Genomic DNA, 22,714 nt, shown 5'->3' on the forward strand with positions numbered 1-22,714 from the left:
ATCGCATTTCCTTCGCATGGGGGCACCTGATGAGTTTCACGTGAAACATTGGATGTGAAGGGCAAGCTTAGTAAGGTAACCCTCATGCTTCGACCACTCCTGCTAGCCGCCGGCTGCGTGTCCCTTACGATGGGCGCCGTGGGCGTCGTCCTGCCCCTCATACCGACGACACCATTCCTGCTTGTCGCGGGCTTCTGTTTCGCGCGCAGCTCGGACCGCTTCCATTCGTGGCTCATGAGTCACCCTATTTTCGGCCCCTACATCCACAACTTCCGCTCGGGACAGATGTCCCGCAAAGACAAGGCACGGACAATTCCACTGCTGTGGGCGAGCATCTTGTTGTCTGCATTCCTCATCGGGAAGATGTTCGCGTGGATTCTGTTGCCCACCATTGCGGTGTGCGTGAGCATCTATATCCTCCGAATGAAAGAACCCGACTAATCGCCGTGGCTTCTCATGCCCGGCCGCCTCGTCACAGCTCCAGCCAGAACCTGGATGCTCGCGGCGGGCGGGGAGTTATGCTCCTGCAGGACGGTGCCGGAGGTTAACGCAATGAGAGCCTGGCGCAGGGGGCCGTCCGTGACGAGGCACAACGCCGGGGTAGGGGGCATCGGAAAGCTAGTGCAACAGGGTGTGGTCAGAGACGCCCTTGATTTTTGCGGACTCCGCCATGAGGTCTTCCACGGTGAGCTGCGCCTTGGTCACGGCGTCGGCGGAGTAGATGATGCGCCCCTCGTGCATCATGATGAGGCGGTTGCCAACGCTGAGGGCCTGGGCCATGTTGTGGGTTACCATGAGCGTCGTGAGGTTGCCTTCAGCGACGATGCGGCGGGCGACATCCGTGCCAGAGACGGTGATAGTGCCCGTGTCGACGGACAGGTGTCGACTTCCTATCGGAAGAAATACTTGTGTGAAGCGTAATTTGCTGTTGCTCGGTGGGTTTTCAGTCACATGAAAATATGTGCCCCACTAGAGGTGCTCCTCCGCTAGCTCCGTAAGCTCGGCCTCAAGCTCCGCCGAGCTTTCCGATGCCCCCTGCACCGACTCCAGCGCCTCCTTCACCGTCGCCTCGGGATGTGCAATGAGGTAGTAGAACGCCTCCACGAGGTGGCGGTAATGGTCCGCCCATTCCTCCTCGTTCTCTTCCGGAAACGTGAAGTCCTCGGTCCAGTGCAGTCCGAAGTAGCGGTATTGGGTGCCATTCACGACCTCGCGCGCGTATGTCCCCGGCAGGTGCGCGAAGCGACGGCCGGGCGCGTAGGCGCCAAAGACTGGCCTGCCGTCATCGTCGCCCACCACAAGCCAATCACTGTCGTAGTACTTCACGAGGGCCTGGCCGAGCACGAGCTCGACGTCCTCGACGCTCATTTCTGGGGCGACGGCGCGAGCGAACGCGTCGACATAGGGTGCGCGCCACGGCTTAAGTCCGTCGAAGCGCGGGTCGGCGGCATGGGCCGCCTCGAAGTGGGCAAAGGCTTCCTCCGCGTCGGCACGGCGGTTGGCGAGTTCGGTAGAAAACTGGTCCTGGAGCGGGGCTAACTTTTCTGCGAGGGTGTCCATGTGGCCGAGGTTACAGAGATCATCCCTTCAACGCCATGACACGGCAGAATGCAACTGTCCTTAATTCACGACCTCATGGCAAAACCTGACGCCTCATAGTAAAAATCTGACGGTTCATAGTGAAACTTTCGAAAGACTTTTACTATGAGAGCGACCTCGCCAACAGAGGAGGGAGCGCCGCCGCGTGAATGAATTATGGGAAAAACCTCCCGCCCGGTGGAAGCGCGTGCTAACGTGTGTCTCATGCAACTTCTGACCAACAACACCCAGAACTGGTGGTGGCACGCGTAACGGCGGGCCGGTTGAAAGCAACCCAGAAAGTTAAGGCTCGCGTGTACGCGGGCCTTTCGTGGTTTTCATAGCCACCCGGCGCTCGCGGCGCGAACCTTTAGCTGACAAAATAAAACAAGCTACAGATATTATTTAGCCGCGAAAGGGCACTGAAAATGCCACCACTACTTGCGACAGCCACACGCGAGATTCCCTATGAGCAGGACGCTTCCCTGCTCTTCCACCGGCTGGCGACGGCGCACGACAGCCTGCTGCTCGAGGCGGCGGATATCGAGTCGAAGAAGAACGTCAACTGCATCGCCGTTCTCCAAGCAGCACTTAAGGTCACGTGCCGGGGTCAGCACGTCATTGCTACGCCCCTAACCCCAGTGGGCGACGCAATGCTGGGCCGACTCAAGGAACAACTTGCGGATCACTTCGACGGCGAGGCGTTCGTCTTCGAGCTCTCAGAGAAGGTGGACGAGCGCGAGCGTCTGCGAGACGTATCGACCGCAGCGGTGTTGCGCGCCCTGCAGCTCGATGCGGGATACTCCGACGGCATGCTGCCCTTCATCGGCGGCGGCTTCGCCTATGACTATCTCGAGACCTTCGAGAAGCTGCCGAAGGTAGGGGAGGGGCCAAACGATTACCCAGACTATGAGTTCGTCGTCGCGCAGACTCTCCTCACGGTTGATCACCTCGCGGGCACCGCGGCGCTGCATGCGGTCAACCTGACGGAAGAGGCGGCATCGGCAAGCTTGGCGGCGCTCGCGGAGACTGCGGCGAAGGATCTGGAGCCCGCGCCAAGCCGCGATCGGGTCACCGCGACCGCTTCGATCCCCGACTCAGAGTTCAGGGCAATTGTGTCACAGTTACAAAATAACGTCACAGCGGGCGAAATCTATCAGGTGGTGCCGGCGCGAGCATTTTCGCTCGAGTGCCCGGATGCCTTCGCGGCCTACCGCGCGCTGCGCGAGTCGAACCCGTCGCCGTACATGTTCTACGTCCGCGGCGCGGACTACGAACTCTTCGGCGCCTCGCCAGAGTCCAACCTGAAATTCACGGCGGCGACGCGCGAGGTGCAGCTCTATCCCATCGCCGGCACGCGCCCACGCGGCCTCAACCCAGACGGCACCATCAACGACGAACTCGACATCCGCAACGAGCTTGAGATGCGCACCGACCACAAAGAGGTCGCAGAGCACACCATGCTCGTGGACCTCGCCCGCAATGACTTGGCCCGCGTGGCGGTGCCGCGGACCCGTCGCGTCGCGGACCTGCTCCAGGTGGACCGCTACTCGCGCGTCATGCACTTGGTCTCGCGCGTGACGGCGGAGCTGCACCCGGACTTCGACGCGCTCGACGCGTACCGCGCGTGCATGAACATGGGCACGCTCACCGGCGCGCCCAAGCTGCGCGCGATGGAGCTCATTCGTGAGACGGAGAAGGTACGCCGCGGTTCCTACGGCGGGGCAGTGGGGTACTTGAAGGGCGACGGCTCGATGGACAATTGCATTGTCATACGCTCGGCCTACGTCAAGAACGGGACCGCCGTGGTCCAGGCGGGAGCGGGCGTCGTGCGCGACTCCGTCCCGCAATCCGAGGCTGATGAGACGCTCCACAAGGCCTACGCGGTCTTGAGCGCCATCGCCGCCGCTCATCATGCCACGCTGGAGGTTGTGCGCTAATGACTCCACCCAAGGTCGTATTGATCGATAACCACGACTCCTTCGTCTACAACCTAGTCGACGCACTCGCCGGCTTCGACACCACGGTCTTCCGTAATACTGTCTCCGTGGACGAGATCCTGGGCGCGCGCCCGGACATCATCTGCCTGTCGCCCGGCCCCGGCCACCCGACAGAGGCGGGCTGCATGATGGAACTCATCGACACCGTCCTGGGCACGATACCACTGTTCGGCATCTGCCTCGGCTTCCAGGCACTGCTGCATCACCACGGCGGCACCGTCGAGCCCTGCGGCCCGGTGCACGGCGTCTCGCTCCCGATGACGCTCACGCCAGAGGGTGCGAAACACCCACTCTTCGAGGGGCTCACCACCGACGTGGAGCCTGACAATCCGAACTACGTGGGCACGCAGGTCCCGGTTGCGCGCTATCACTCACTGGGCTGCACGAGCGTGCCCTCCGGCATGCGCGCGCTGGCGACCACTCGGACTGACATCGGCGACGTGGTCATGGCGGGGGAGACTCTCGACGGCATGGCGGGGGGTGTCCAGTTCCACCCCGAATCCGTGCTCACTCCTGAGGGCCCCATCATGTTGGAACGGGCCATTCACCAACTCACTACTCACACGACAAACCGATAGGACACGCATCATGACGAGCCACGACTCACTTAAGACCCTGCAGCGCTTCCTCGATATCAAAGAGCCGACGATGGAGGAGGCCATTGAGGTCTTCACTCCATTGACCGTCGGCGACTACGACGAGGTCCACATCGCGGCGTTGCTCACCTGCATCCGCACGCGCGGCGAGACCTTCGCGGACGTTGCGGGCGCGGCGAAGGCCTTCCTCAAGGCGGGCCGCCCATTCCCGATTACCGGCGAGGGTCTCATGGACACCGCTGGCACGGGCGGCGACGGCGCCAATACGATTAACATCACGACGGCCGGCTCCCTCATCGCTGCCGCCGGCGGCGTGAAGATGATCAAGCACGGCAACCGTTCGGTCTCTTCTAAGTCCGGCTCCGCGGACGTGCTCGAGGCGCTCAACATTCCGCTCGACCTTGACCCTGAGCGCGCCGTTCGCCAGTTCGAAGCCTCCAACTTCACGTTCCTCTTTGCCCCGGCATACAACCCAGCCGTCGCGCACGTGCAGCCGGTGCGCAAGGCACTGGGCGTGTCCACGCTCTTCAACACGATGGGCCCGCTGCTCTCCCCGGGCCGCCCGGAGCATCAGCTCATGGGCATCGCCAACCCGGCACAGGGCCAGCTCCTCGCCGAGGTCTTCCAGGAACTCGGCCGCAGCCGCGCCCTTGTCGCGCACGGCGCCGGCACGGACGAGATCGCCGTCCACGGCACGACGGAGTTCTGGGAGCTGCGTGACGGTGAGATCACGCACTACGCCAAGGAGCCGGAGGACCTCGGCATCGAGCGTCACGAACTCGCGGACCTCGTGGGGGGCGACGGCGAGGAGAATGCGGCGCTCATTCGTGCGGTCTTCGAGGGAACCGGAAGCCCGGCCCACCGTGACGCCATCGCGGCATCGGCAGGCGCAATGTTCTACCTCGACGGCCAGGTCGAGACCCTCAAGGAGGGCACGGAGAAGGCCCTGGGTCTACTCGCGGACGGCACGGTTGCCGCATGGTTGAAGAAGCACGAGGAGGCGAACTATGCCGAATAGTGTGCCGACAGTCCTCGAGGGCATCGTCGCGGCCCGCCGCACGCATCTGCCCGCCATCCGCGAGCGCCTCGCGGGCGTGGACCTCGAGAGCTTGCCGCGTTCCGAGCGCTCGTTCTACGACGCGCTCAATGGAACGAACCGCTTCATCATGGAATGCAAGTCCTCGTCCCCATCGCTGGGCCTTATTCGCGAGCACTACGAGCCGGGTGCCATCGCGCGCGTCTATTCGCGGTACGCGTCCGCCATCTCGGTACTCTGCGAGCCGGAGCGCTTTGGCGGCGACTATGACCACCTGCAGACGGTGGCACTCTCCACACACCTGCCCGTGCTATGCAAGGACTTCATTATCGACCCCATCCAGGTCTACGCGGCCCGCTATTTTGGTGCGGACGCCATCCTGCTCATGATGTCCATCGTGGATGACGAGACCTACGCGGAGCTCAAGGCGCTCGCTGACAAGCTCGGTCTCGACGTCCTCACGGAAGCCATTACGGAGGAGGAGGTCGACCGCGCGGTCGCGTTCGGCGTTGACGTCATCGGCATCAACAACCGCAACCTCCACGACCTCACCATCGATCTGGGCCGCACAGCGCGCCTCGCACAGTACATCCCAGAAGGCAAAGTTGTCGTCTCCGAGTCGGGCATCCGCAACAATCAGACGGTACGCGAGCTCGGCGCCGGCGCCAATGCGTTCCTCGTCGGCTCGCAGTTGACTGGTACGCCGGACATCGACCGCGCTGCGCGGGAGCTCGTCTACGGCAAAAACAAGGTCTGCGGCCTCACCACATGGAGCGCCGCCCAAGCCGCCCGTGCGGCGGGCGCGGTCTACGGCGGACTCATCTTCGAGTCCGCGTCACCGCGTAATGTTTCACGTGAAACCGCGGAAGACATCATTGCGCACGAGCCGGATCTCGCGTACGTCGCCGTCTCGCGACGCACCGAAGGATGGGAGGAACTCGCGCTCGACGGTGTGGAGGTCTTCCAGATTCACGCGCCGCTCCACAATTCGGTGGAGGAGGAGCGTGCCCTCATTGCCGCCGTTCGTGCCGCGGCAGGGGAGCGCGAGGTGTGGCGCGCCCTCGACATGACGGACCCACGCGGGCCGCAGTTCGCGGCCGCACTCATCGAGGACGTAGACATGCTCGTCTTTGACTCCGGCAAGGGCGGCACTGGCACGCCCTTCGACTGGTCGGCGGTCCCGGATGCGGTGAAGGAGAAGGCATTGCTCGCGGGCGGCATCGGTCCAGACAATGCGATTCGCGCCCTCCACGTCCAAACCGCGGGGTTGGACATTAACTCCGGCGTCGAACGCCAGAAGGGCGTCAAGGACACCGGACTCATTGCGCGCACCTTTGCGAAGATTCGAACTTTTAACAACGGAACCACAGAGGATTAAACGAGGATTACACCATGACAGTTTCACGTGAAACACCGACTTTGCTGCCGGCGTACTTCGGCGAGTTCGGCGGACAGTTCGTCCCCGAGTCACTCATTCCGGCGCTTGACCAACTGGAGAAGGCCTTCGTCGACGCGCAGAACGACCCTTCGTTCCGCACTGAATTGAAGGGCTACCTCAAGGATTATCTGGGCCGCCCGACGCCACTCACGGAGGCGACGAAGCTCGGCGGGAAGGCGCGTATTTTCCTCAAGCGCGAGGACCTGGTCCACGGCGGCGCGCATAAGACGAACCAGGTGATTGGCCAGGCGCTGCTCGCCAAGCGCATGGGTAAAACGCGCATCATCGCGGAGACCGGCGCCGGCCAGCATGGCACGGCCACCGCACTCGCGTGCGCGCTGCTCGACCTCGACTGCGTTATCTACATGGGCGCCAAGGACGTCGAGCGCCAGCAGCCCAACGTCTACCGCATGGAGCTCATGGGCGCGAAAGTCGTTCCAGTTGACTCCGGCTCAGGCACACTCAAGGACGCCGTGAATGAGGCACTGCGCGACTGGACGGCAACGTTCCACGAGTCACACTACCTCCTCGGCACCGCGGCGGGTCCGCACCCGTTCCCGACCATTGTGCGCGAGTTCCACCGCGTCATCTCCGAGGAAGCCAAGGCGCAGATGCTCGAGCGCACCGGCGGCCTGCCGGACCTCGTCGTCGCCTGCGTAGGCGGCGGCTCGAACGCCATCGGCATGTTCGCGGACTTCATCGACGAGGAGGGCGTCGAGCTCGTCGGCGCCGAGCCCGGGGGAGAGGGCCTCGACTCCGGCAAGCATGGCGCCACCATCAACAACGGCACGATCGGCATCCTCCACGGCGCACGCAGCTACCTCATGCGCAACGCGGACGGCCAGGTGGAGGAGTCCTACTCAATCTCCGCCGGCCTCGACTACCCGGGTGTCGGCCCGCAGCACGCCTACCTCTCACAGACGGGTCGCGCGACATACGTGGGAATCACGGACGCGGAGGCCCTCGAGGCCTTCCAGATCCTGTCCCGCAAGGAAGGAATCATCCCCGCCCTCGAGTCCTCGCACGCTCTCGCGTACGCGCTCAAGCGCAAGGATGAGGACATCACTATCCTCGTCGCACTCTCTGGCCGCGGCGACAAGGACATCGCCCACGTGCGCCGCACGCTCGAGGCCCACCCGGAATACGTCTACAAGGAGGACTAATCATGGATCGCTACAGCCAACTTTTTGAGACCCTGAAGCAGCGCGGCGAAGGCGCTTTCGTCCCCTTCATCATGCTCGGCGATCCGACACCGGACGCCACTCTCGCCGTCGTCCGTGCAGCGGTGGCAGGCGGTGCCGATGCCCTCGAGCTCGGCGTGCCCTTCTCCGACCCGGTCGCAGACGGCCCTACCATCCAGGCCTCCCATATCCGCGCGCTCGCCAATGGCGCGACCGTCGATGCCGCCATCGCACAGATCACGCAGATCCGCGCGGAGTTCCCCGAGCTTCCCCTCGGCATGCTCATTTACGGCAACGTGCCGTTTACGCGCGGCCTCGACCGCTTCTACACGGAGTTCAAGGACGCTGGCGCGGATAGCATCTTGCTTCCCGATGTCCCCGTGCGCGAGGGCGCACCCTTCGTTGCCGCCGCAAAGAAAGCGGATATCAATCCGATCTTCATCGCCCCAGCCCGCGCGACGGAGCACACCCTCGAGGGCGTCGCCGCCAGCTCGAAGGGCTATATCTACGCGATCTCCCGCGACGGCGTGACGGGCACGGAGAAGGAGTCCGAGACTCTCGGCCTCGACGAGGTAGTCGCTAACGTCGCCCGATTCGGCGGCGCGCCGGTCCTCCTCGGCTTCGGCATCTCCACCCCGGAGCATGTCGCGGCGGCCATCAAGGCCGGCGCCGCCGGTGCCATCACTGGCTCGGCGCTCACCAAGATCATTGAGAAGCACCTCGTCACCATCGACGAGGAAGCGGGCACGACGCGCGTCGAGGACCTCGACGCGCTCGCCAAGGACGTGACGGAGTTCGTCTCCGCCATGAAGGCGGGGACGCGCTAACGACGCAGGAGGAGGACAATGTCTCCTGCCGAGGAGCTACCCTCCGCGGAGTTGTCCTTAGGGGCATCGGCAGCATTATTCAGCTTCACGGTGTTCTCTTGCGTCCCCTCCTGGGGAGTCGGCGCCAGGATGACGGGAAGCGGAACCTCATTGCTTCTCCCGAAATGTGTAAGAGTTCCGTTTCTCATCTTCTCAAAAGTTTCTTCATAAGAGAAGACGGACGGCGCATGCGTCGCGTCTTTCACGTGGGAACGCGCCTGGATAACACCTCACAGTGTCCAAGAATGACCAAAGGCCCAGCCTTTCGGCTGGGCCTCATTCTTAGTGTTGTTACTCTTCTGTGGCGGCGAGGGCGGCGCGCTCCGCCTCATCGTCGCTGATCTTCTTGCCCGCGAAGCGATCCACGATCATCGCGATGGCGCCGTCACCCGTGACGTTAGCAGCGGTACCCACGGAGTCGATCGCGATGTACGCGGCGATCATGAGCGCGACGAGGGAATCATCGAAGCCCATGTTGGACTGGAGGAGGCCAACGGCAACCATGACGGCACCGCCAGGAACACCCGGGGCAGCGACCATCATGATGCCCAGCAGGAAGATGAATCCGAAGGCGGAAGCAGCGGAGACATCCATGCCCGTAAGGAAGACGATGGCAAACGCGTAGAGCGTCAGCTTCATCATGGAACCCGAGAGGTGGATGGTGGCGCAGAGCGGGATGACGAAGCCGGCGACTGGCTTGCTGATGCCATTCTTCAAGGCCGAATCCAGCGTCACCGGAATGGAGGCAGCCGAAGATGACGTGCCCAATGCCGTAAAATAGGCCGGCGCCATGTTCTTCAGGGCAGTAAACGGGTTCTTGCCCGCGATGGCGCCCGCGACGACGTACTGGAAGATGAGGTACACGATGCTCATCACGACGGCGAGGATAAGCACCTTGGTAAACGCAACGAGGACGTCACCCAGGTTGCCGTTCATGCCCAGGGACAGGAACATGCCAAAGATGTAAATGGGCAGCAACGGGATAACAAAGCCCCAGATGACCTTGATAACAACGTTCTCGGTTTCCTTGATGACGCGGTACAGATTGTCCGACTTCACCGTCGTCATGGCAACACCCACGCAGAAGCTGAGCAGGAGGGCGGTCATGACCTCAAAGGGCGCGGGCATCTCCACCGTGAAGAAGGGCTCTAAGGCGCCCTCGTCGATGTCGGAGACGTTCGTATTGATGGACTGACCTGCCAGCAAGGTGGGGTAGAGGGCCAACGACAGGCCGTAGGCAATCGCACCAGAGAGAATGGTGGAGCCATACGCAATACCCGCGGTAATACCCAGCCACTTACCCGCGCCGCGTCCAAGACCCGCGATGGCGGGCGCGACAAGCGCGAAGATAAGGACAGGAATAAAGAAGTTAAGGAAGTTACCGAAGAGCCCGTTGAAGGTAGCGAAGATGCGGCCGAGCCACACCGGCGCGAAGAAGCTGACGATAACGCCCAGGATGATGGCGACAATAATCTTGAAGAGAAGACTATTCGCAATGCTCTTGAGGTTCATGGCAGTACTTTCACAAAGATAAAGGGAGCCTGTGGTGGGAGGCTACTCCGCATCCCCCAAGCGACCAGCCACAACGCAGCGCGGCCTCCCGAGGGAGTGAAGCAGGTCGGCCGAATTTCTATTGGTCGACATACTCATTGAGGTTACCCCACACCCATGGGAATAATGAATACATATGCGGCGAGTGTGCCCGGTGGGACGATTACGGCCGCGGGGGAGGCACCGTTTAGAATGGAGCCCATGGTTGCACTCGGAGTCATTCTCCTTATTCTCGCTGTAGCGCTCGTCGTCATCGGCGGCCTCGCTGCTGCCCGCAAGCTACCGGGCAATAACGTCATCGGACTCCGTGTCGAGGAAGCTCGCAAGTCGCGCGAGGCATGGGAGTTCGCCCACTCCGTCGCTGGCCCAGTATGGATCCTCGGTGGCGTCGCACTCCTCTTCGGTGGCCTCGTCGCGCTCATCGCCCACGGGTGGATGTGGATCATCCCCGCGCTCGGCTTCATCGTCGCCGTGCTCGCCGTCTCCGTCGGCGCCAACATGGGCGCCCGCGCCGCATTCCTCTTCGACCAGAACGAAAAGGCAAAGGAAGCCGCCGGCCCCGCAGTCGATCTCACGGCCTTGCGCCGGGCCGCCCGCAAAGCGGACAACAAGTAAACGTACACCGCGGTTCTGCCGCGGTTCTTTTTTAATCCTATAGTGGACTAAACCCATTACATCATTTGCCCAACTTTTTAATTCGTTTGCCGTCACAGTGACTAAATAAACAAGAGGCTGAGCCTGTCCACAAAACCTAGTCTTCGTTGGTGTTCGCCAATTATTCGCCGCACGGAATCCCCCTCACGGAGGGGTGAGACATGACAGCATCTTCTATAACAGGCACACTGGAACGCATGAAATCTTTGAGCGCGCTTCCCCTCCTCACTGCCTCTACTCTCGCACTTGCTTCGTGCTCCTCGACCGCAGACACTTCGGACGCACCAAGCTCGGAGCCGGTGACCACCGAGATGACCGCCACCACCGAAACGTCGGCCGCTCCGCACACCTTTTCCGCCGAGACGACCTCACCGTCGGCCATGTCGAAGGGCGTCAACGTACCAGGCTTCCGTTCCAATCTCGAGCAGGCCGGATACACCTGCGATGAGGATGATGACTGTACCCGCACAGCAGACGCTGCAACGTATGAGGTCGACTTCGATTCGGACTCCGTCTCCGCGACAGTGACCGGCGCTCCCAACGATAGAGAGAAGCACATCGACGCCATTCTTTCCGATGTCGGCGTGGCCCTCGGCGAATATGACTTCGGCGAGACCTCATGGACCGAGATTAAGGAATGGACGCTCTCCAACACGGCCGCCGACGCGGCACGCGATGACGCCGAGGCAATACTGGGGAATATTCACCTCGAGGCGGAGAATGACGACGACGGCTACGGCGTGGACATTGACCTCACGGCCTAACTACCCGCTAGGGTAGAGGCATGACCTTTCGATGCTCCCGCCGAGCTTTCCTCCTCGGCACTGCCACCACCTTCGCAGGGGCCTACCTGGCCGCCTGCGGTAAAGAGCCCACCGCCGAGGTAGCCGCCACCGAAATTCCTGTTGGGTCTGGCGTCATCGTCGACGGTGTTATCTTCGCCCAGCCAGAGGAAGGCGTGTTCAAGGCTTACTCCACGACGTGCCCGCACCAGCAGAACCCGATCTCCAAGATCCAGGGCGGCAACGCCATCTGCACGAAGCACATGAGCACGTTCGATCTCGCCACGGGCGAGGTCGTCTCCGGCCCAGCGCCCACCGGTCTCACAGCCTTCGGCGTGGAATCTGACGGCACGACGGTAAAGAATACCGCTGCCGGCTAATCTCCCAACACGTAGTTTCACGTGAAACATCGCGCCGCGGCGCCCGCGTAGACTGCAAGGCATGCTCGCACGCTTGAAAAACACCGACCCACTGATCGTCCTCATCCTCAGCGCGGTCGTTTTAGCCACCATCCTGCCCGCGCGCGGCGCCTTCGCGGACGCGTTCTCCATCGCGACGAATATCGCGATCGCGCTCCTCTTCTACCTCTACGGGGCGCGTCTTTCCACGTCTGAGGCCCTCAATGGCCTCAAGCACTGGAAGCTCCACCTCACAATTCTGGCATTCACGTTCGTCGTGTATCCGCTCGTCGGCCTTGCGCTCCGACCCCTCAGTGGACTCGTCGGCGAGGATATGTATCTAGGCATCCTGTACCTCACACTCGTGCCCTCCACGGTGCAATCCTCCGTCGCGTTCACCTCCATCGCCCGCGGCAACGTGGCGGGCGCCATCGTTTCGGCCTCACTGTCCAACCTGGCAGGCGTCCTCCTCACTCCACTGCTCGTTATGCTGTGCATGGGTGTGGGCTCCGGCATTCACATCGACTCCTCCGTCTTCATTGATCTCGCCGTCCTGCTTCTTCTACCCTTCTTCCTGGGCCAAATCACTCGCCGCTGGGTAGGCACGTTCGCCGCTACCAAGGGCACCAAGATCGTCGACCGTGGGTCTATCGCCATGGTTGTGTACTCCGCATTCTCCGCCGGCATTGTGGGCGGCATCTGGTCCAATATCGGAGTGTGGCAGGTGCTCTTCCTCGTCCTCTTCTCCATCGTCATGGTCGTCTTCATGCTGTGGCTCACACAGCGCGGATCCAAGCTCCTGGGCTTCGACCGCAGCGACACGCGCGCCATCGAATTCTGCGGCACGAAGAAGTCACTCGCGACGGGCCTGCCCATGGCTTCGGTCATTTTCGGCGCAGGCGGCGCGCAGCTCGCCCTCCTCGTCCTGCCCCTCATGATTTTCCACCAAGTACAGCTCATGATCTGTTCATGGCTGGCCGCCCGCTACGCCCGCCAAGAAGAGACGCCGGTAAGATAGTCCACCATGAGCACCTTCCTCCACGTCCGCACCACCATGACCATCCCGCAGGTGGGCGTTGCCATCCACGTCGCCGAGCTCGAGGAGCTGTCGCCCACAACCTGCCGCATGCACCGCCTGGTTGCTCTTGCCCCCAATGACGCCGTGGTGGGCGCCGCGACTCCTCAGGCCGCGCAGGGCGACGCACAAATTCCCCTCGCCGAGGTGCCGCACCCCAACACCTATGATTCCTACGAGGGCATGGAGGCCGAGCGTCTCAGCCTGGAGGACTTTGAGGCGCTGTGGGCCGAAGCCACCGCCCGCTTCCCGGAGCTCTCATACTGATGCTCCAACCTGCGCGGCTAGAACACTAGATTCACCAGCGCCATATACGCGAGCGTGCCTCCGATAATGGAGAGCCCCGAGGTGTGGCGCCACAGGTGCAACCCCACCGTCGCCGCCACGCCGAGGAGCGCCGCGAGCAGCCCGCCGGGTGCCTCACGCTGGCCGAAGACCGTGTACACCACGAGCACCGTCATCACTCCCACGGGCATGAGCAGGCCCAGCAGGCTAATGAACTGGTTATTCTTGAAGGCCTTGACGAAGCCAAACGGCAGCCATCGAATAAGTACCGTCACCACACACACGGGCAGCAGTACGGCGAAGATGGCGCCCAGGGTCACTCCTTCTGGCATTAGTCCACCACCTGTGCAGAGCTTTCCGATGCCCCCCGTTTCCAGGTGAGTGCCGCATCGAGCCGCGGCGAGAAGAAGCGCGCAATGAGCACGAGGAAGTACGCGACAAGCGCGACCATGAGCATCTGGCCGGGAACAAGCAGTGCACAGATGAGTGCAATGATGCCGGAGATGACGGGCAGCGAGTAGTCCGGGTTGTTCTTAAAGGAGTCGAAGGCGAGCACCACGAACAGTGCGACGAGCGCGAACTCCATGCCCTGGACCGAGTCGGGAACAGCCTGGCCGGCCACCGCACCGACGATGCCTGGCAGCACCCAGAGCGCTTGGCAGAAGATCTGAATGGTGAGCACCCGTGGACCGGAGAGCTTTTCACCGCGCGGCAGGGCGGAGACGATCGCGTAGGACTCGTCTGTGAGTGCATACGTCGAGTAGGCACGTCCCAGCACCGAACGAATACTATCGCGGGGGAAGGTCAGGCCGTAGAAGATATGGCGGAAGTTGACCATAAAACCCGTCACGGCCGCCGCAGTCGCCGAGACACCCGAGGTAATCATGGCGACGGCAAGGAATTCCATGGAACCGGCGTAGATCACGAAGGAGAAGATGGGCGCCCACCACCACGCGAAGCCGGTCTGGACCATGAGCAGACCGAAGGCGAGGCCGAGAGGAATAAGTCCCAAGCCCACGGCCCAGGTATCAGCAAGGCCCTTCTTTATCTCTGCACGCGTGTCCACGGAATTCATGGAGCCAGCATACCAATCCCGCTACATGGTATGAACGCCCCGCAGTACGGGAATCTAATTCGCGTCGGCGCTCCGCGGGAACGTCGAGAACAGGGGGAGAGGCATGGGCTGACGCTTCATCACGTCGCCCCACAGATCGGCCGGGCCAGGCGTGAGCACGTCCTGCGCTAGCGCCGGTGCGACGTACCAATCGCCGTCCGCGATTTCCTCTTCAAGCTGACCGGGCGCCCACTCCGCGTAGCCTGCGAAGAGACGCATGCCGGCGAGGCGATCTTCGAGCTCGGAAGGCTCCGCACGCAGATCCACGAGTGCCAGACGCGGCGCGATCTTGGAGAGCACGTCATCCTCGTCGAAGGTGACGCCGGGCTGCGTCATGCCCAGGCCCAGCACGGACTGCTGGTTAAGCGGGCCGCCGATGTAGAGGGCCTGCGGCTTGGTCACGAGCGGCAGCCACTCGGGCAGCACGTTGAAGACGGCGACCTCGGAGCGTTGGGTGAGCACGACGCCGAAGGTCATCTCCGCGTTGTGCTCGAGGATGAGCACGACGGAGCGCGCGAACTCGGAAGAGCGCATGCCGGGCGCGGCGATGAGGAGCTGGCCGCGCGCTGGCTCGTTGCGTTCGAGGGCCTTAAACAGTCGGTCGGCGTACATAGCTATCTAGATTCCCACCACTCGCGCAGCTTCGCAATCGCAACCTCGCGCTCGAGGGGACCTTCCTCGAGGCGTAGCTCCTTCATAAAGTTCCACGCTTTGCCGACCTCGGGACCCGGCTTCAAGTCGAGGATCTCCATAATCTCGTTGCCGTCCAGGTCGGGGCGGACGCGCGCCAAGTCTTCCTTCGCGGCGATCTCCGCGATGCGCTCCTCGAGCAGGTCGTACGTCCGCGCGAGGCGCGCGGCCTTCTTCTTGTTGCGCGTCGTGCAGTCCGCGCGCGTGAGCTTGTGCAGGCGGGGGAGAAGCTCGCCCGCGTCCGTGACGTAGCGGCGCACGGCGGAGTCCGTCCACGAGTCGCCATCGAAGCCGTGGAAGCGCATGTGCAGGTAGATGAGCTGCGCAATGTCCTCGGTCACGTGCTTGGGGTACTTGAGCTTGCGCAGGCGCTTGCGCGCGAGCTTGGCACCCACGACCTCGTGGTGGTGGAAGCTCACCTTGCCGTCCGTCGTATCGCGCGTGGCGGGCTTGCCAATGTCGTGGAGGAGCGCGGCCCAGCGCAGCACGAGGTCCGGGCCATCCTCTTCCTGGTCGATGGCCTGGCGCAACACCTTGAGCGAGTGGGCGTAGACATCCTTGTGCTGCGCGTGCTCGTCCGGCTCCATGGCAATGGCGGGGATTTCCGGGAAGACGTAGTCCGCGATGCCGGAGGAGCAGAGCAAGTCGATACCGCGTTCCGGCAGCGAGCCGAGCATGAGCTTGTCCAACTCCACCTGGACGCGCTCGACGGTGATGCGCTGGATTTCGCCGGCCATGTCCTGCATGGCTGTGAGCACGCGCGGGGCGACGTCGAACTCGAGCTGGGAGGCGAAGCGCGCGGCACGGAGCATGCGCAGCGGATCGTCGTGGAAGGACTGCTCCGGCGCGGCCGGAGTGTCGAGGACGCGTGCGGCCAAGTCACCGAGGCCGCCCATCGGGTCGTGGAACTCCGGCCCGTCGCTGCGCAGCTCAACCGCCATGGCGTTAACTTTGAAGTCCCGGCGCGTGAGGTCGCCCTCGAGCGTGTCACCGTACGCGACCTCGGGGTTGCGCGAGTCCCCGTCATAGACGTCGGAGCGGAAGGTGGTGATTTCGATCTGCTGGCCCTTGTACGCCGCAGACACCGTGCCGTAGTCGATGCCCGTGTCCCACACGGTCTCGGCCCAGTCGTCAAGGATGGCCTGCACCACGTCCGGGCGCGCCGGCGTGGTGAAGTCCAAGTCATGGCCCAGGCGGCCGAGCGCGGCGTCGCGCACGGAGCCGCCCACGAGGTAGAGCGCGTGGCCGGACTCCTCGAAGCGAGCGATGAGCCCCTCGAGCAGCGGGTAGAGCTCGCGTACCGCGGCGTCTGCCCGCGCGAGGACGCCCAGGCGTTCCGGCGAGGCGGGATCCGTACGGTCGGTGCTGTCCTGGGTGTCCTGAAAATTCACGCGGCCAAGTCTACTACGATAAGTGGCGATGACTAACCGAAATGAAGGCACCAAACCCGCACCGCGCAGGCGTCGCCGCCGCCGGCGTACCGACGGGCGTGCCAAGCGCGCGCAACAGCAGCAACGCCAGCAGTCGCGCTCGATGGAAACCCGGGACGAAACGTCCGCGGGCGGCCTCGTTGTCTCCGGATTGCCGGAGGCCGTGCAGGCTGACGGTTCGGTGGATCTCGCCCAGGTCTACGTCGCGCTCATCGGGCGCCTCGACCGCCGCGGCCGCCTCCTGTGGTCCATGCCCAAAGGCCACGTCGAGGCCGACGAGGACAAGCGCGCGACCGCCGAGCGCGAGGTCTGGGAAGAAACCGGTATCCACGGCGAGGTCTTCGCGGACCTCGGCGAGATCGACTACTGGTTCGTCTCAGACGGCGTGCGCATCCATAAGACGGTGCACCATTATCTCTTGCGGTTCCGCGACGGCATCCTCAATGACGAGGATCCGGAGGTCACCGAAGTCTCCTGGATCCCTGTGTCCCAACTCATTGAGCATTTGGCGTACGCGGACGAGCGCAAGCTCGCGCGTATCGCCCACGATCTGCTTCCTGACTTAGCCCGCGCAGACAAGGAAGCAGGGAAGGCCACGCCGCGTTGAGGCGCGCCGCTGTAGTCGCAATCGCCGCCTCCGTCGCGCTCCTCACGGCGCCCGCCCAGGCCGCGCCGACGCTCGATGACGCAGCCTGGGAGAGCGTCCGCACGCCGCAGATCGCCGAGCTCAGCGTCACGGAGATCTCCGCGCCGCGCCGCGGGGAGGATCTCCACGTCACCCTCGAGATCGTCAATACCTCTGACACCACGATGACGGATCTCCAGGTCACCACCCGGCGCGGGGACCGCGTCTCCACCGTCGACGCAGGCCGCTCAGAGCTCGCCACCGGCCAGTTCCCTTACTTCGCGGCCACCGCCGCACCCGCGGACCTGGAACCGGGGGAGCGCACCACGGTCGAGCTCCGCGTGCCCACGGGCCTCAATGATCAGGGCACCCTGGCCCTGGACGAGGACGGCGTCTACCCGCTCATGTTCGCGCTCACCGGCTTCCAGGACGGGGCGGCGCATGCGCTTGCCGATGACCGCCTCCTCCTTCCCGTCGGCGACTCCAAGGCCAAAGATTCCCTCACGGTCCTCTATCCGCTCACCGCGACCGTGGACATCGTGCCGGGCGAGACCGGCGGCGAGTCGCTCATCCTCCAGTCCGAGCAGCTCGCGGGCCAGCTCGGCCCCGAGGGGCGCCTTACCCGACTCGTCGACACGTACCTCGACCACAACCAGCCCGGTTGCGTCGTGCTCGACCCTGCGCTCGTCGACGTTGCGTCGCGTATGGCGGACGGCTACACCGTGGCGAGTAACCGGCCGTCCATCGTGAAGAAGCCACAGCGCCTGCGCGACTCCTGGGGCTCGACCAACGACACCGCGGGCGTCGAAGGCACCGGCTCCGCCGCGGCGCAGGCCTTTCTGGACAAACTGAAGAAGCTCGACTGTATCAGCACCATGCCGTGGGCCAACGCGGACCAGAACGCCGCGGCGAAAACCCGCAACGCGTGGCTCCTCCACGAGGCCGTCGCCCGCGGCAACGAGACCATCGAGGACACCCTGGGCATAACGCCTACCACTATCCTTGTGCCCGGCAACGGCTACGTCACCTCGGATTTCACGACGAATGCCCCCTACGCGGACCTGGGCACGCCCACCGTCCTCGTCGCGGACAATACGACGGTCACGGGCAGTGAGCACTACGCGACGTATAACGCCTCGCTCGCCTCGCTGCTCGCCGCCACCGGCTCGCGCCCGGAGACCACCGCGTACTCCAACCCGGCACTGCACTACGACTTTGCTGCCGATGCCCCCGCCTCCCGCGCGCTCAGCGCCGCCGCCGGCATCCGCCTCGCGCGCACCGAGCACGCCGCCCCAGAAGCCGATAAAGATGCACCCCTCGTGGCCAAGCTGCCCAACCAACTCGATCCGGCCGCCGCTGCGGCGGTCCTCGATGAGCTCGCGCAGGGCGCGGCCGAAAGGGGCATCGGCAAGCTGGGCGCGGCAGAGACAAACGACCAGCCGGGCAGCCCCTACGCGGACCCCGCGGCGCTGAGCGGGCCCGAGATTCTGCTTGCCGAGCAACAAGCGCGGTACGCGGACGAGCTCATGCTCATCATGGTCAATGATCCGAATATTGCGCTCACGCGCTACGGATTTACGCTGCCGCTGCGCCGCGACCTGCTCATGGCGTTGAGTCTCAACGATCGCCAGACGGCCTCCGGCTACCAGGACGCAATCGTGCGCTCGACGCGCCGCTTCGAGGCGAACTCGGAGCAGCTGCAGGAGCTGCGCGCCTCCGTCTCGCTCATTCCGCCGGGCAACGTCTATACGCGATCTTCGCAATCGTCGCCGCTGCTCATCGTCGCGGAGAACTCGCTGCCACTGCCCGTCGAGGCCCACATTAAATATGAAGGCCCTGAGTCCGCGTCCCTCAACACGCCAGAGACGCTGCGGGTGCCCGCCAAGGGTTCTATTACGGTATCGATGACGGCCGACCTGCCGACTGACCGCAGGACAGACCTCCGCCTGTGGCTCGCGACGCCTGACGGCGCGACCATCTCGCAGCCTGTCACCATTGCGGTACAGACCAGGGGCGGTATGTTAAGTGTTTACGGCCTGGGCGGTCTCGTCGCCCTGCTCGCGCTGGGCGCGCTCGCCGTGCGCCTGCGCCGGGCCTCGCATAAGAAGAAGTAGAGCTCTTTATGACATCTCAAGAACCCGCTGGCTTGCGTTCGCGCATTGTCCAACCCACTCCGCCGGCGCCCGTGCCGGTGCCACGCGCCCAACCTGAGCCCGAGCCCACGCCCGCCGAGCCGGACAAGTCGCACCTCCAGGGCGAAAACTACGTGCCGGCATCCGCTGGAGCGTCTGCCGAAAATTCAGAAGGCACCTCTGACGCCGACGTCGTCCGCGCCGGCGGCTCCATGGCCATCGCGACGCTCATCTCGCGCATCACGGGCTTCCTGCGCACCGTGCTCATTTCCTCGACGCTGGGCGCGGCCATCGCATCCGCGTTCCAGACGGCGAACCAGATTCCGAACCTCGTCACCGAGATCGTCCTCGGTGCGGTGCTCACCTCGCTCGTCGTCCCGGTCCTTGTACGCGCGGAGAAGGAAGACCCCGACCGCGGTGAGGAATTCGTGCGACGATTATTCACGCTCGCCGCCTCGCTCCTCGGCGTGGTGACCATCCTCTCCGTCGTGGGCGCGCCGCTACTCACGCGCATGATGATCAAATCGGACGGCATGGTCAACGTCGACCAAGCAACGTCCATGGCGTATCTGCTGCTCCCACAGATCTTCTTCTACGGCCTGTTCGCTCTCTTCCAGGCCATCCTCAATACGAAGAATATCTTTGCGCCCGGCGCGTGGGCCCCGGTCATCAACAACGTCATTTCCATCGCGGTGCTCCTGGCGTACTGGTTCCTGCCTGGCGAGCTCAACCCCGCCGCGCCCTCGCCAGTCACGGACCCGCACATCCTGCTCCTTGGCCTCGGCACCACGGCTGGCGTCGTAATCCAATGCCTCATCCTTGTTCCGTACCTGCACCGCGCGGGCATTAACCTCACACCCCTGTGGGGCATCGACGCCCGCCTCAAGCAGTTCGGCTCCATGGCCATCGCGATTATCGCGTACGTCGCCATCTCCCAGGCTGGCTACGTCGTGACCTCACAGATCGCGTCCATCTCCTCTGAAGCCGCGAACGTCATCTACCAGAACCACTGGCTGCTGCTCCAGGTGCCCTACGGCGTCATCGGCGTCACCCTCCTCACGGCGATTATGCCGCGCCTGTCCCGCAACGCCGCGGACGGCGACTCGGACGCCGTGGTCCGCGACCTCACGCTGGGCACGAAGCTCACCTTCATTGCGCTTATCCCTATCGTCGTCTTCTTTACCGGCTTCGGCGTGCCCATCGCTCAAGGACTCTTCGGCTACGGCCGCTTCACCATGGACGAGGCCGAAATCCTCGGTCTCACGCTGTCCTTCTCCGCGTTCACGCTCATCCCGTACGCCCTCGTCCTACTCCACCTGCGCGTCTTCTATGCCCGCGAGGAAGCCTGGACGCCGACCTTCATCATCGCGGGCATCACCATTAGCAAGGTCGTTCTCTCCCTGCTCGCCGTGCGCGTGGCGAGCTCTCCGGACAACGTGGTCGTCCTCCTCGGTACCGCCAACGGCTTTGGCTTCGTCGCCGGCGCCGTCATCGGCGCGTTCCTTCTCAAGAGACACTTGGGCTCGCTGGGCGGGCGCGAAGTCACGAGTACTACCGTGTGGTCCGCCGGCGCGGGCGTCGTGGGCCTGCTCGTCGCTCTCGCCTTCAACTGGCTCCTGGACTTTGTCATCCCCGAGGTCCCCAGCCTCTTCATCCTCGTGCGCGTGAGCCTGTCCGGCATCGTCTTCCTCATCGTCACCGGCCTCGTCTTGTCCCGCTCCGGCCTGCCGGAGGTCCTCAACCTGGGCCGCGCGCTCCAGCGCGTCCCGGGCATGAGCCGCTTCATCAACATCAAGCCGGACGCCGGTATTCAGGTCGAGCAACCCGAGCAGGCGGAAATCCAGCCGCTCGTCGCCTTCGACGCCTTCAACTCCTCGCCGGTCCCGCCGCCGATGTCCGCCGGTATCGTCCGTGGCCCCGCCCTCGTGCCGGGTGCCCCGGTCTCTGACGGCCGCTTCCGCCTCCTCAAGGAGCACGGCTCCGTGCCGGGCGCGCGCTTCTGGCAGGCTCGCGAACAAGAGACCGGCCGCATGGTCGCGCTCACCTTCGTCGACACCACGAACCGCGCGCCGCTGGCAGCGGCCACCCCGGCCGAGGTGGCCAAACGCTCCGCCGAGGTCGCGCGCTCCACGCGCAAGCTCGCGGAGATGAGCCTGCCCACCGTCGCGGACAATATTGAAATCCTGTCCTACCGCAACGGCGGACTCGTGGTTGCGGACTGGATCGAGGGCACCGAGCTCAAGGCCGTCGCCGAGGCCGGCAACCTCGACTCCCGCGCCGTGGCTCACGCGCTCGCACCCGTGCTTGCCGATGCCGCCGCGGCCCACGCCGCCGGTCTTGCCTACGGCGTGGACAATCGCGCGCGCTTCCGCGTCGCCACGGATGGCGTGGTCCGCCTTGCCTTCCCAGGCGTGCTGAATAACGCGTCGGAGGAATCCGACCACGCGGCGCTCACGTCCGCGATTTCCACTCTCGCGCATGCCGCCAGCCCGGCCCCGCAGGCGCTCATTGATTTGGGCGAGTCTGAGGCACCGCTCGCGCTCATCGCGGACCAGCTCCGCGAATTAGGAGGCGACGCGGAGGATGCTCCGGAGGAAGAGCCGCTGCCCATCTCCGAGCCTGAGATCATCGTCGAAGACGAGGAACCGGGCTTCGGCTCCCGCGGCTACTCACGCTCCGGCGTCTTCCTCCTCGGCACGCTGGCGACCGCCTTCGTGGTGGGCATGGCTGCGCTCACCGTATGGATCATCTCGCTCATCGGCGGCGACGAGCCCGAGACTCCTGTCACGCTCTCTGCACCCACGACGACCGCTGTGTCCGGCCCCGCGCTCGTGCTCACGCCAGCTGGCGCCGTAGACGTGGCCTCTGGCAAGGAGACGACCGCGCTCACCGATGACTCCTCGAAGACGACGTGGACGACGCCCAAGGCCGATACCGGGGTGCTCCTCGAGTTGTCCCAGCCCTCCCAGCTGCGCGACGTGGTCTTCTCCCAGTCCAAGTCCACGGGCGCCGAGTACCGCGTCTTCGGCGTCACGGGCACCCCGGACCCCGCGTCGCTCGATGCTGACTCGAAGGAACTCACCGAGCTCGCCAGCGGCAAGCTCAAGTCCGCCAAGGACCACGTCGATCTGGACGAGCTGCCGGAAAAATTCGACGGCGTCCTCATCTGGTTCGACTCCCTGCCCAAGGCAGACAAGGTGACGCTCACTGACGTCCTCGTCACTGGCCGACCGTAATTCCTCCGGCGGACCCACACATATCCCTTCCGGACATATAGTGGCTC

General features: G+C 64.0%; 21 protein-coding genes and 1 pseudogene. 15 read left to right on the top strand and 7 right to left on the bottom strand.

Annotation, left to right across the window (positions count from 1 at the left end):
* Positions 1 to 84: 84 nt before the first annotated feature.
* Positions 85 to 441 (top strand): YbaN family protein, encoded by a 357-nt coding sequence (locus HMPREF0307_RS10315; RefSeq protein ID WP_066492649.1) that lies wholly within the window; start codon positions 85 to 87, stop codon positions 439 to 441.
* A gap of 177 nt (positions 442 to 618) precedes the next feature.
* Here HMPREF0307_RS10315 and HMPREF0307_RS10320 read toward each other — a convergent pair.
* Positions 619 to 843 (bottom strand): annotated as a pseudogene (locus tag HMPREF0307_RS10320) (ABC transporter ATP-binding protein); the annotation flags it as partial.
* A 126-nt stretch (positions 844 to 969) separates the two neighbouring features.
* The gene (locus tag HMPREF0307_RS10325) at positions 970 to 1,560 is read right to left on the bottom strand and encodes a hypothetical protein (protein ID WP_066492656.1); all 591 of its coding nucleotides are present in this window, start codon (positions 1,558 to 1,560) and stop codon (positions 970 to 972) included.
* Positions 1,561 to 2,006: 446 nt separating this feature from the next.
* On the opposite strand from HMPREF0307_RS10325, the gene HMPREF0307_RS10330 reads away from it, so the two are divergent.
* Genes HMPREF0307_RS10330 through trpA form a run of 6 tightly spaced genes read left to right on the top strand, consistent with a single transcriptional unit; the run spans position 2,007 to position 8,656 of the window.
* Entirely contained in the window at positions 2,007 to 3,518 is a 1,512-nt protein-coding gene (locus HMPREF0307_RS10330) for an anthranilate synthase component 1 (RefSeq protein ID WP_066492658.1), read from the top strand.
* Positions 3,518 to 4,156 (top strand): anthranilate synthase component II, encoded by a 639-nt coding sequence (locus HMPREF0307_RS10335; RefSeq protein ID WP_066492659.1) that lies wholly within the window; start codon positions 3,518 to 3,520, stop codon positions 4,154 to 4,156. The genes HMPREF0307_RS10330 and HMPREF0307_RS10335 overlap by 1 nt, the downstream gene beginning before the upstream one ends.
* Before the next feature lie 10 nt (positions 4,157 to 4,166).
* Entirely contained in the window at positions 4,167 to 5,192 is a 1,026-nt protein-coding gene (gene trpD / locus HMPREF0307_RS10340) for an anthranilate phosphoribosyltransferase (RefSeq protein ID WP_066492663.1), read from the top strand.
* The gene (trpCF, locus tag HMPREF0307_RS10345) at positions 5,182 to 6,588 is read left to right on the top strand and encodes a bifunctional indole-3-glycerol-phosphate synthase TrpC/phosphoribosylanthranilate isomerase TrpF (RefSeq protein ID WP_066492665.1); all 1,407 of its coding nucleotides are present in this window, start codon (positions 5,182 to 5,184) and stop codon (positions 6,586 to 6,588) included. The genes trpD and trpCF overlap by 11 nt, the downstream gene beginning before the upstream one ends.
* Positions 6,589 to 6,602: 14 nt before the next feature.
* Entirely contained in the window at positions 6,603 to 7,811 is a 1,209-nt protein-coding gene (gene trpB / locus HMPREF0307_RS10350) for a tryptophan synthase subunit beta (RefSeq protein ID WP_066492667.1), read from the top strand.
* Positions 7,812 to 7,813: 2 nt separating this feature from the next.
* A complete protein-coding gene (gene trpA / locus HMPREF0307_RS10355) occupies positions 7,814 to 8,656 on the top strand; it encodes a tryptophan synthase subunit alpha (RefSeq protein WP_066492669.1) in 843 nt (280 codons plus the stop codon).
* A 330-nt stretch (positions 8,657 to 8,986) separates the two neighbouring features.
* Here the strand turns inward: trpA and HMPREF0307_RS10365 are convergent, their stop codons facing one another.
* The gene (locus tag HMPREF0307_RS10365; protein WP_066492673.1) at positions 8,987 to 10,207 is read right to left on the bottom strand and encodes a dicarboxylate/amino acid:cation symporter; all 1,221 of its coding nucleotides are present in this window, start codon (positions 10,205 to 10,207) and stop codon (positions 8,987 to 8,989) included.
* A gap of 240 nt (positions 10,208 to 10,447) precedes the next feature.
* Here HMPREF0307_RS10365 and HMPREF0307_RS10370 point away from each other — a divergent pair, with 240 nt between their 5' ends.
* The 5 genes from HMPREF0307_RS10370 to HMPREF0307_RS10390 all read left to right on the top strand — a co-directional run bounded on the left by HMPREF0307_RS10370 (position 10,448) and on the right by HMPREF0307_RS10390 (position 13,422).
* On the top strand, positions 10,448 to 10,861 hold the full coding sequence (locus tag HMPREF0307_RS10370) for an SdpI family protein (RefSeq protein WP_066492676.1): 414 nt from the start codon (positions 10,448 to 10,450) through the stop codon (positions 10,859 to 10,861).
* Between the two features lie 236 nt (positions 10,862 to 11,097).
* On the top strand, positions 11,098 to 11,664 hold the full coding sequence (locus HMPREF0307_RS10375) for a hypothetical protein (RefSeq protein ID WP_070540677.1): 567 nt from the start codon (positions 11,098 to 11,100) through the stop codon (positions 11,662 to 11,664).
* A gap of 20 nt (positions 11,665 to 11,684) precedes the next feature.
* Positions 11,685 to 12,062: a Rieske (2Fe-2S) protein gene (locus tag HMPREF0307_RS10380; RefSeq protein WP_066492682.1), complete on the top strand. Its 378-nt coding sequence runs from the start codon at positions 11,685 to 11,687 to the stop codon at positions 12,060 to 12,062.
* Between the two features lie 61 nt (positions 12,063 to 12,123).
* A complete protein-coding gene (locus HMPREF0307_RS10385) occupies positions 12,124 to 13,098 on the top strand; it encodes a bile acid:sodium symporter family protein (RefSeq protein ID WP_066492684.1) in 975 nt (324 codons plus the stop codon).
* Between the two features lie 6 nt (positions 13,099 to 13,104).
* Positions 13,105 to 13,422 (top strand): hypothetical protein, encoded by a 318-nt coding sequence (locus tag HMPREF0307_RS10390; RefSeq protein ID WP_066492685.1) that lies wholly within the window; start codon positions 13,105 to 13,107, stop codon positions 13,420 to 13,422.
* A gap of 17 nt (positions 13,423 to 13,439) precedes the next feature.
* Here the strand turns inward: HMPREF0307_RS10390 and HMPREF0307_RS10395 are convergent, their stop codons facing one another.
* The 4 genes from HMPREF0307_RS10395 to HMPREF0307_RS10410 are packed head-to-tail and all read right to left on the bottom strand — an operon-like array spanning position 13,440 to position 16,635.
* Positions 13,440 to 13,772 carry a branched-chain amino acid transporter permease gene (locus HMPREF0307_RS10395; RefSeq protein ID WP_066492686.1) on the bottom strand — a complete coding sequence of 111 codons (333 nt, stop codon included), beginning with the start codon at positions 13,770 to 13,772 and terminating at the stop codon, positions 13,440 to 13,442.
* The gene (locus HMPREF0307_RS10400; protein WP_066492692.1) at positions 13,772 to 14,515 is read right to left on the bottom strand and encodes an AzlC family ABC transporter permease; all 744 of its coding nucleotides are present in this window, start codon (positions 14,513 to 14,515) and stop codon (positions 13,772 to 13,774) included. The genes HMPREF0307_RS10395 and HMPREF0307_RS10400 overlap by 1 nt, the downstream gene beginning before the upstream one ends.
* Positions 14,516 to 14,569: 54 nt before the next feature.
* The gene (locus HMPREF0307_RS10405) at positions 14,570 to 15,166 is read right to left on the bottom strand and encodes a YqgE/AlgH family protein (RefSeq protein WP_066492698.1); all 597 of its coding nucleotides are present in this window, start codon (positions 15,164 to 15,166) and stop codon (positions 14,570 to 14,572) included.
* A 2-nt stretch (positions 15,167 to 15,168) separates the two neighbouring features.
* Positions 15,169 to 16,635, bottom strand: a complete 1,467-nt coding sequence (locus HMPREF0307_RS10410; protein WP_066492700.1) for a CCA tRNA nucleotidyltransferase — start codon at positions 16,633 to 16,635, stop codon at positions 15,169 to 15,171.
* 28 nt (positions 16,636 to 16,663) lie between these two features.
* Here HMPREF0307_RS10410 and HMPREF0307_RS10415 point away from each other — a divergent pair, with 28 nt between their 5' ends.
* From HMPREF0307_RS10415 to HMPREF0307_RS10425, 3 genes are read left to right on the top strand one after another with little or no spacing between them, the layout of a single operon-like run.
* Positions 16,664 to 17,281: an NUDIX hydrolase gene (locus HMPREF0307_RS10415; RefSeq protein ID WP_066492702.1), complete on the top strand. Its 618-nt coding sequence runs from the start codon at positions 16,664 to 16,666 to the stop codon at positions 17,279 to 17,281.
* The gene (locus HMPREF0307_RS10420; protein WP_066492704.1) at positions 17,278 to 19,413 is read left to right on the top strand and encodes a DUF6049 family protein; all 2,136 of its coding nucleotides are present in this window, start codon (positions 17,278 to 17,280) and stop codon (positions 19,411 to 19,413) included. The genes HMPREF0307_RS10415 and HMPREF0307_RS10420 overlap by 4 nt, the downstream gene beginning before the upstream one ends.
* A gap of 8 nt (positions 19,414 to 19,421) precedes the next feature.
* Entirely contained in the window at positions 19,422 to 22,667 is a 3,246-nt protein-coding gene (locus HMPREF0307_RS10425; RefSeq protein WP_066492705.1) for a murein biosynthesis integral membrane protein MurJ, read from the top strand.
* Positions 22,668 to 22,714 lie beyond the last annotated feature (47 nt).

Source organism: Corynebacterium sp. DNF00584, assembly GCF_001552965.1.
Lineage (GTDB): Bacteria > Actinomycetota > Actinomycetes > Mycobacteriales > Mycobacteriaceae > Corynebacterium > Corynebacterium phoceense.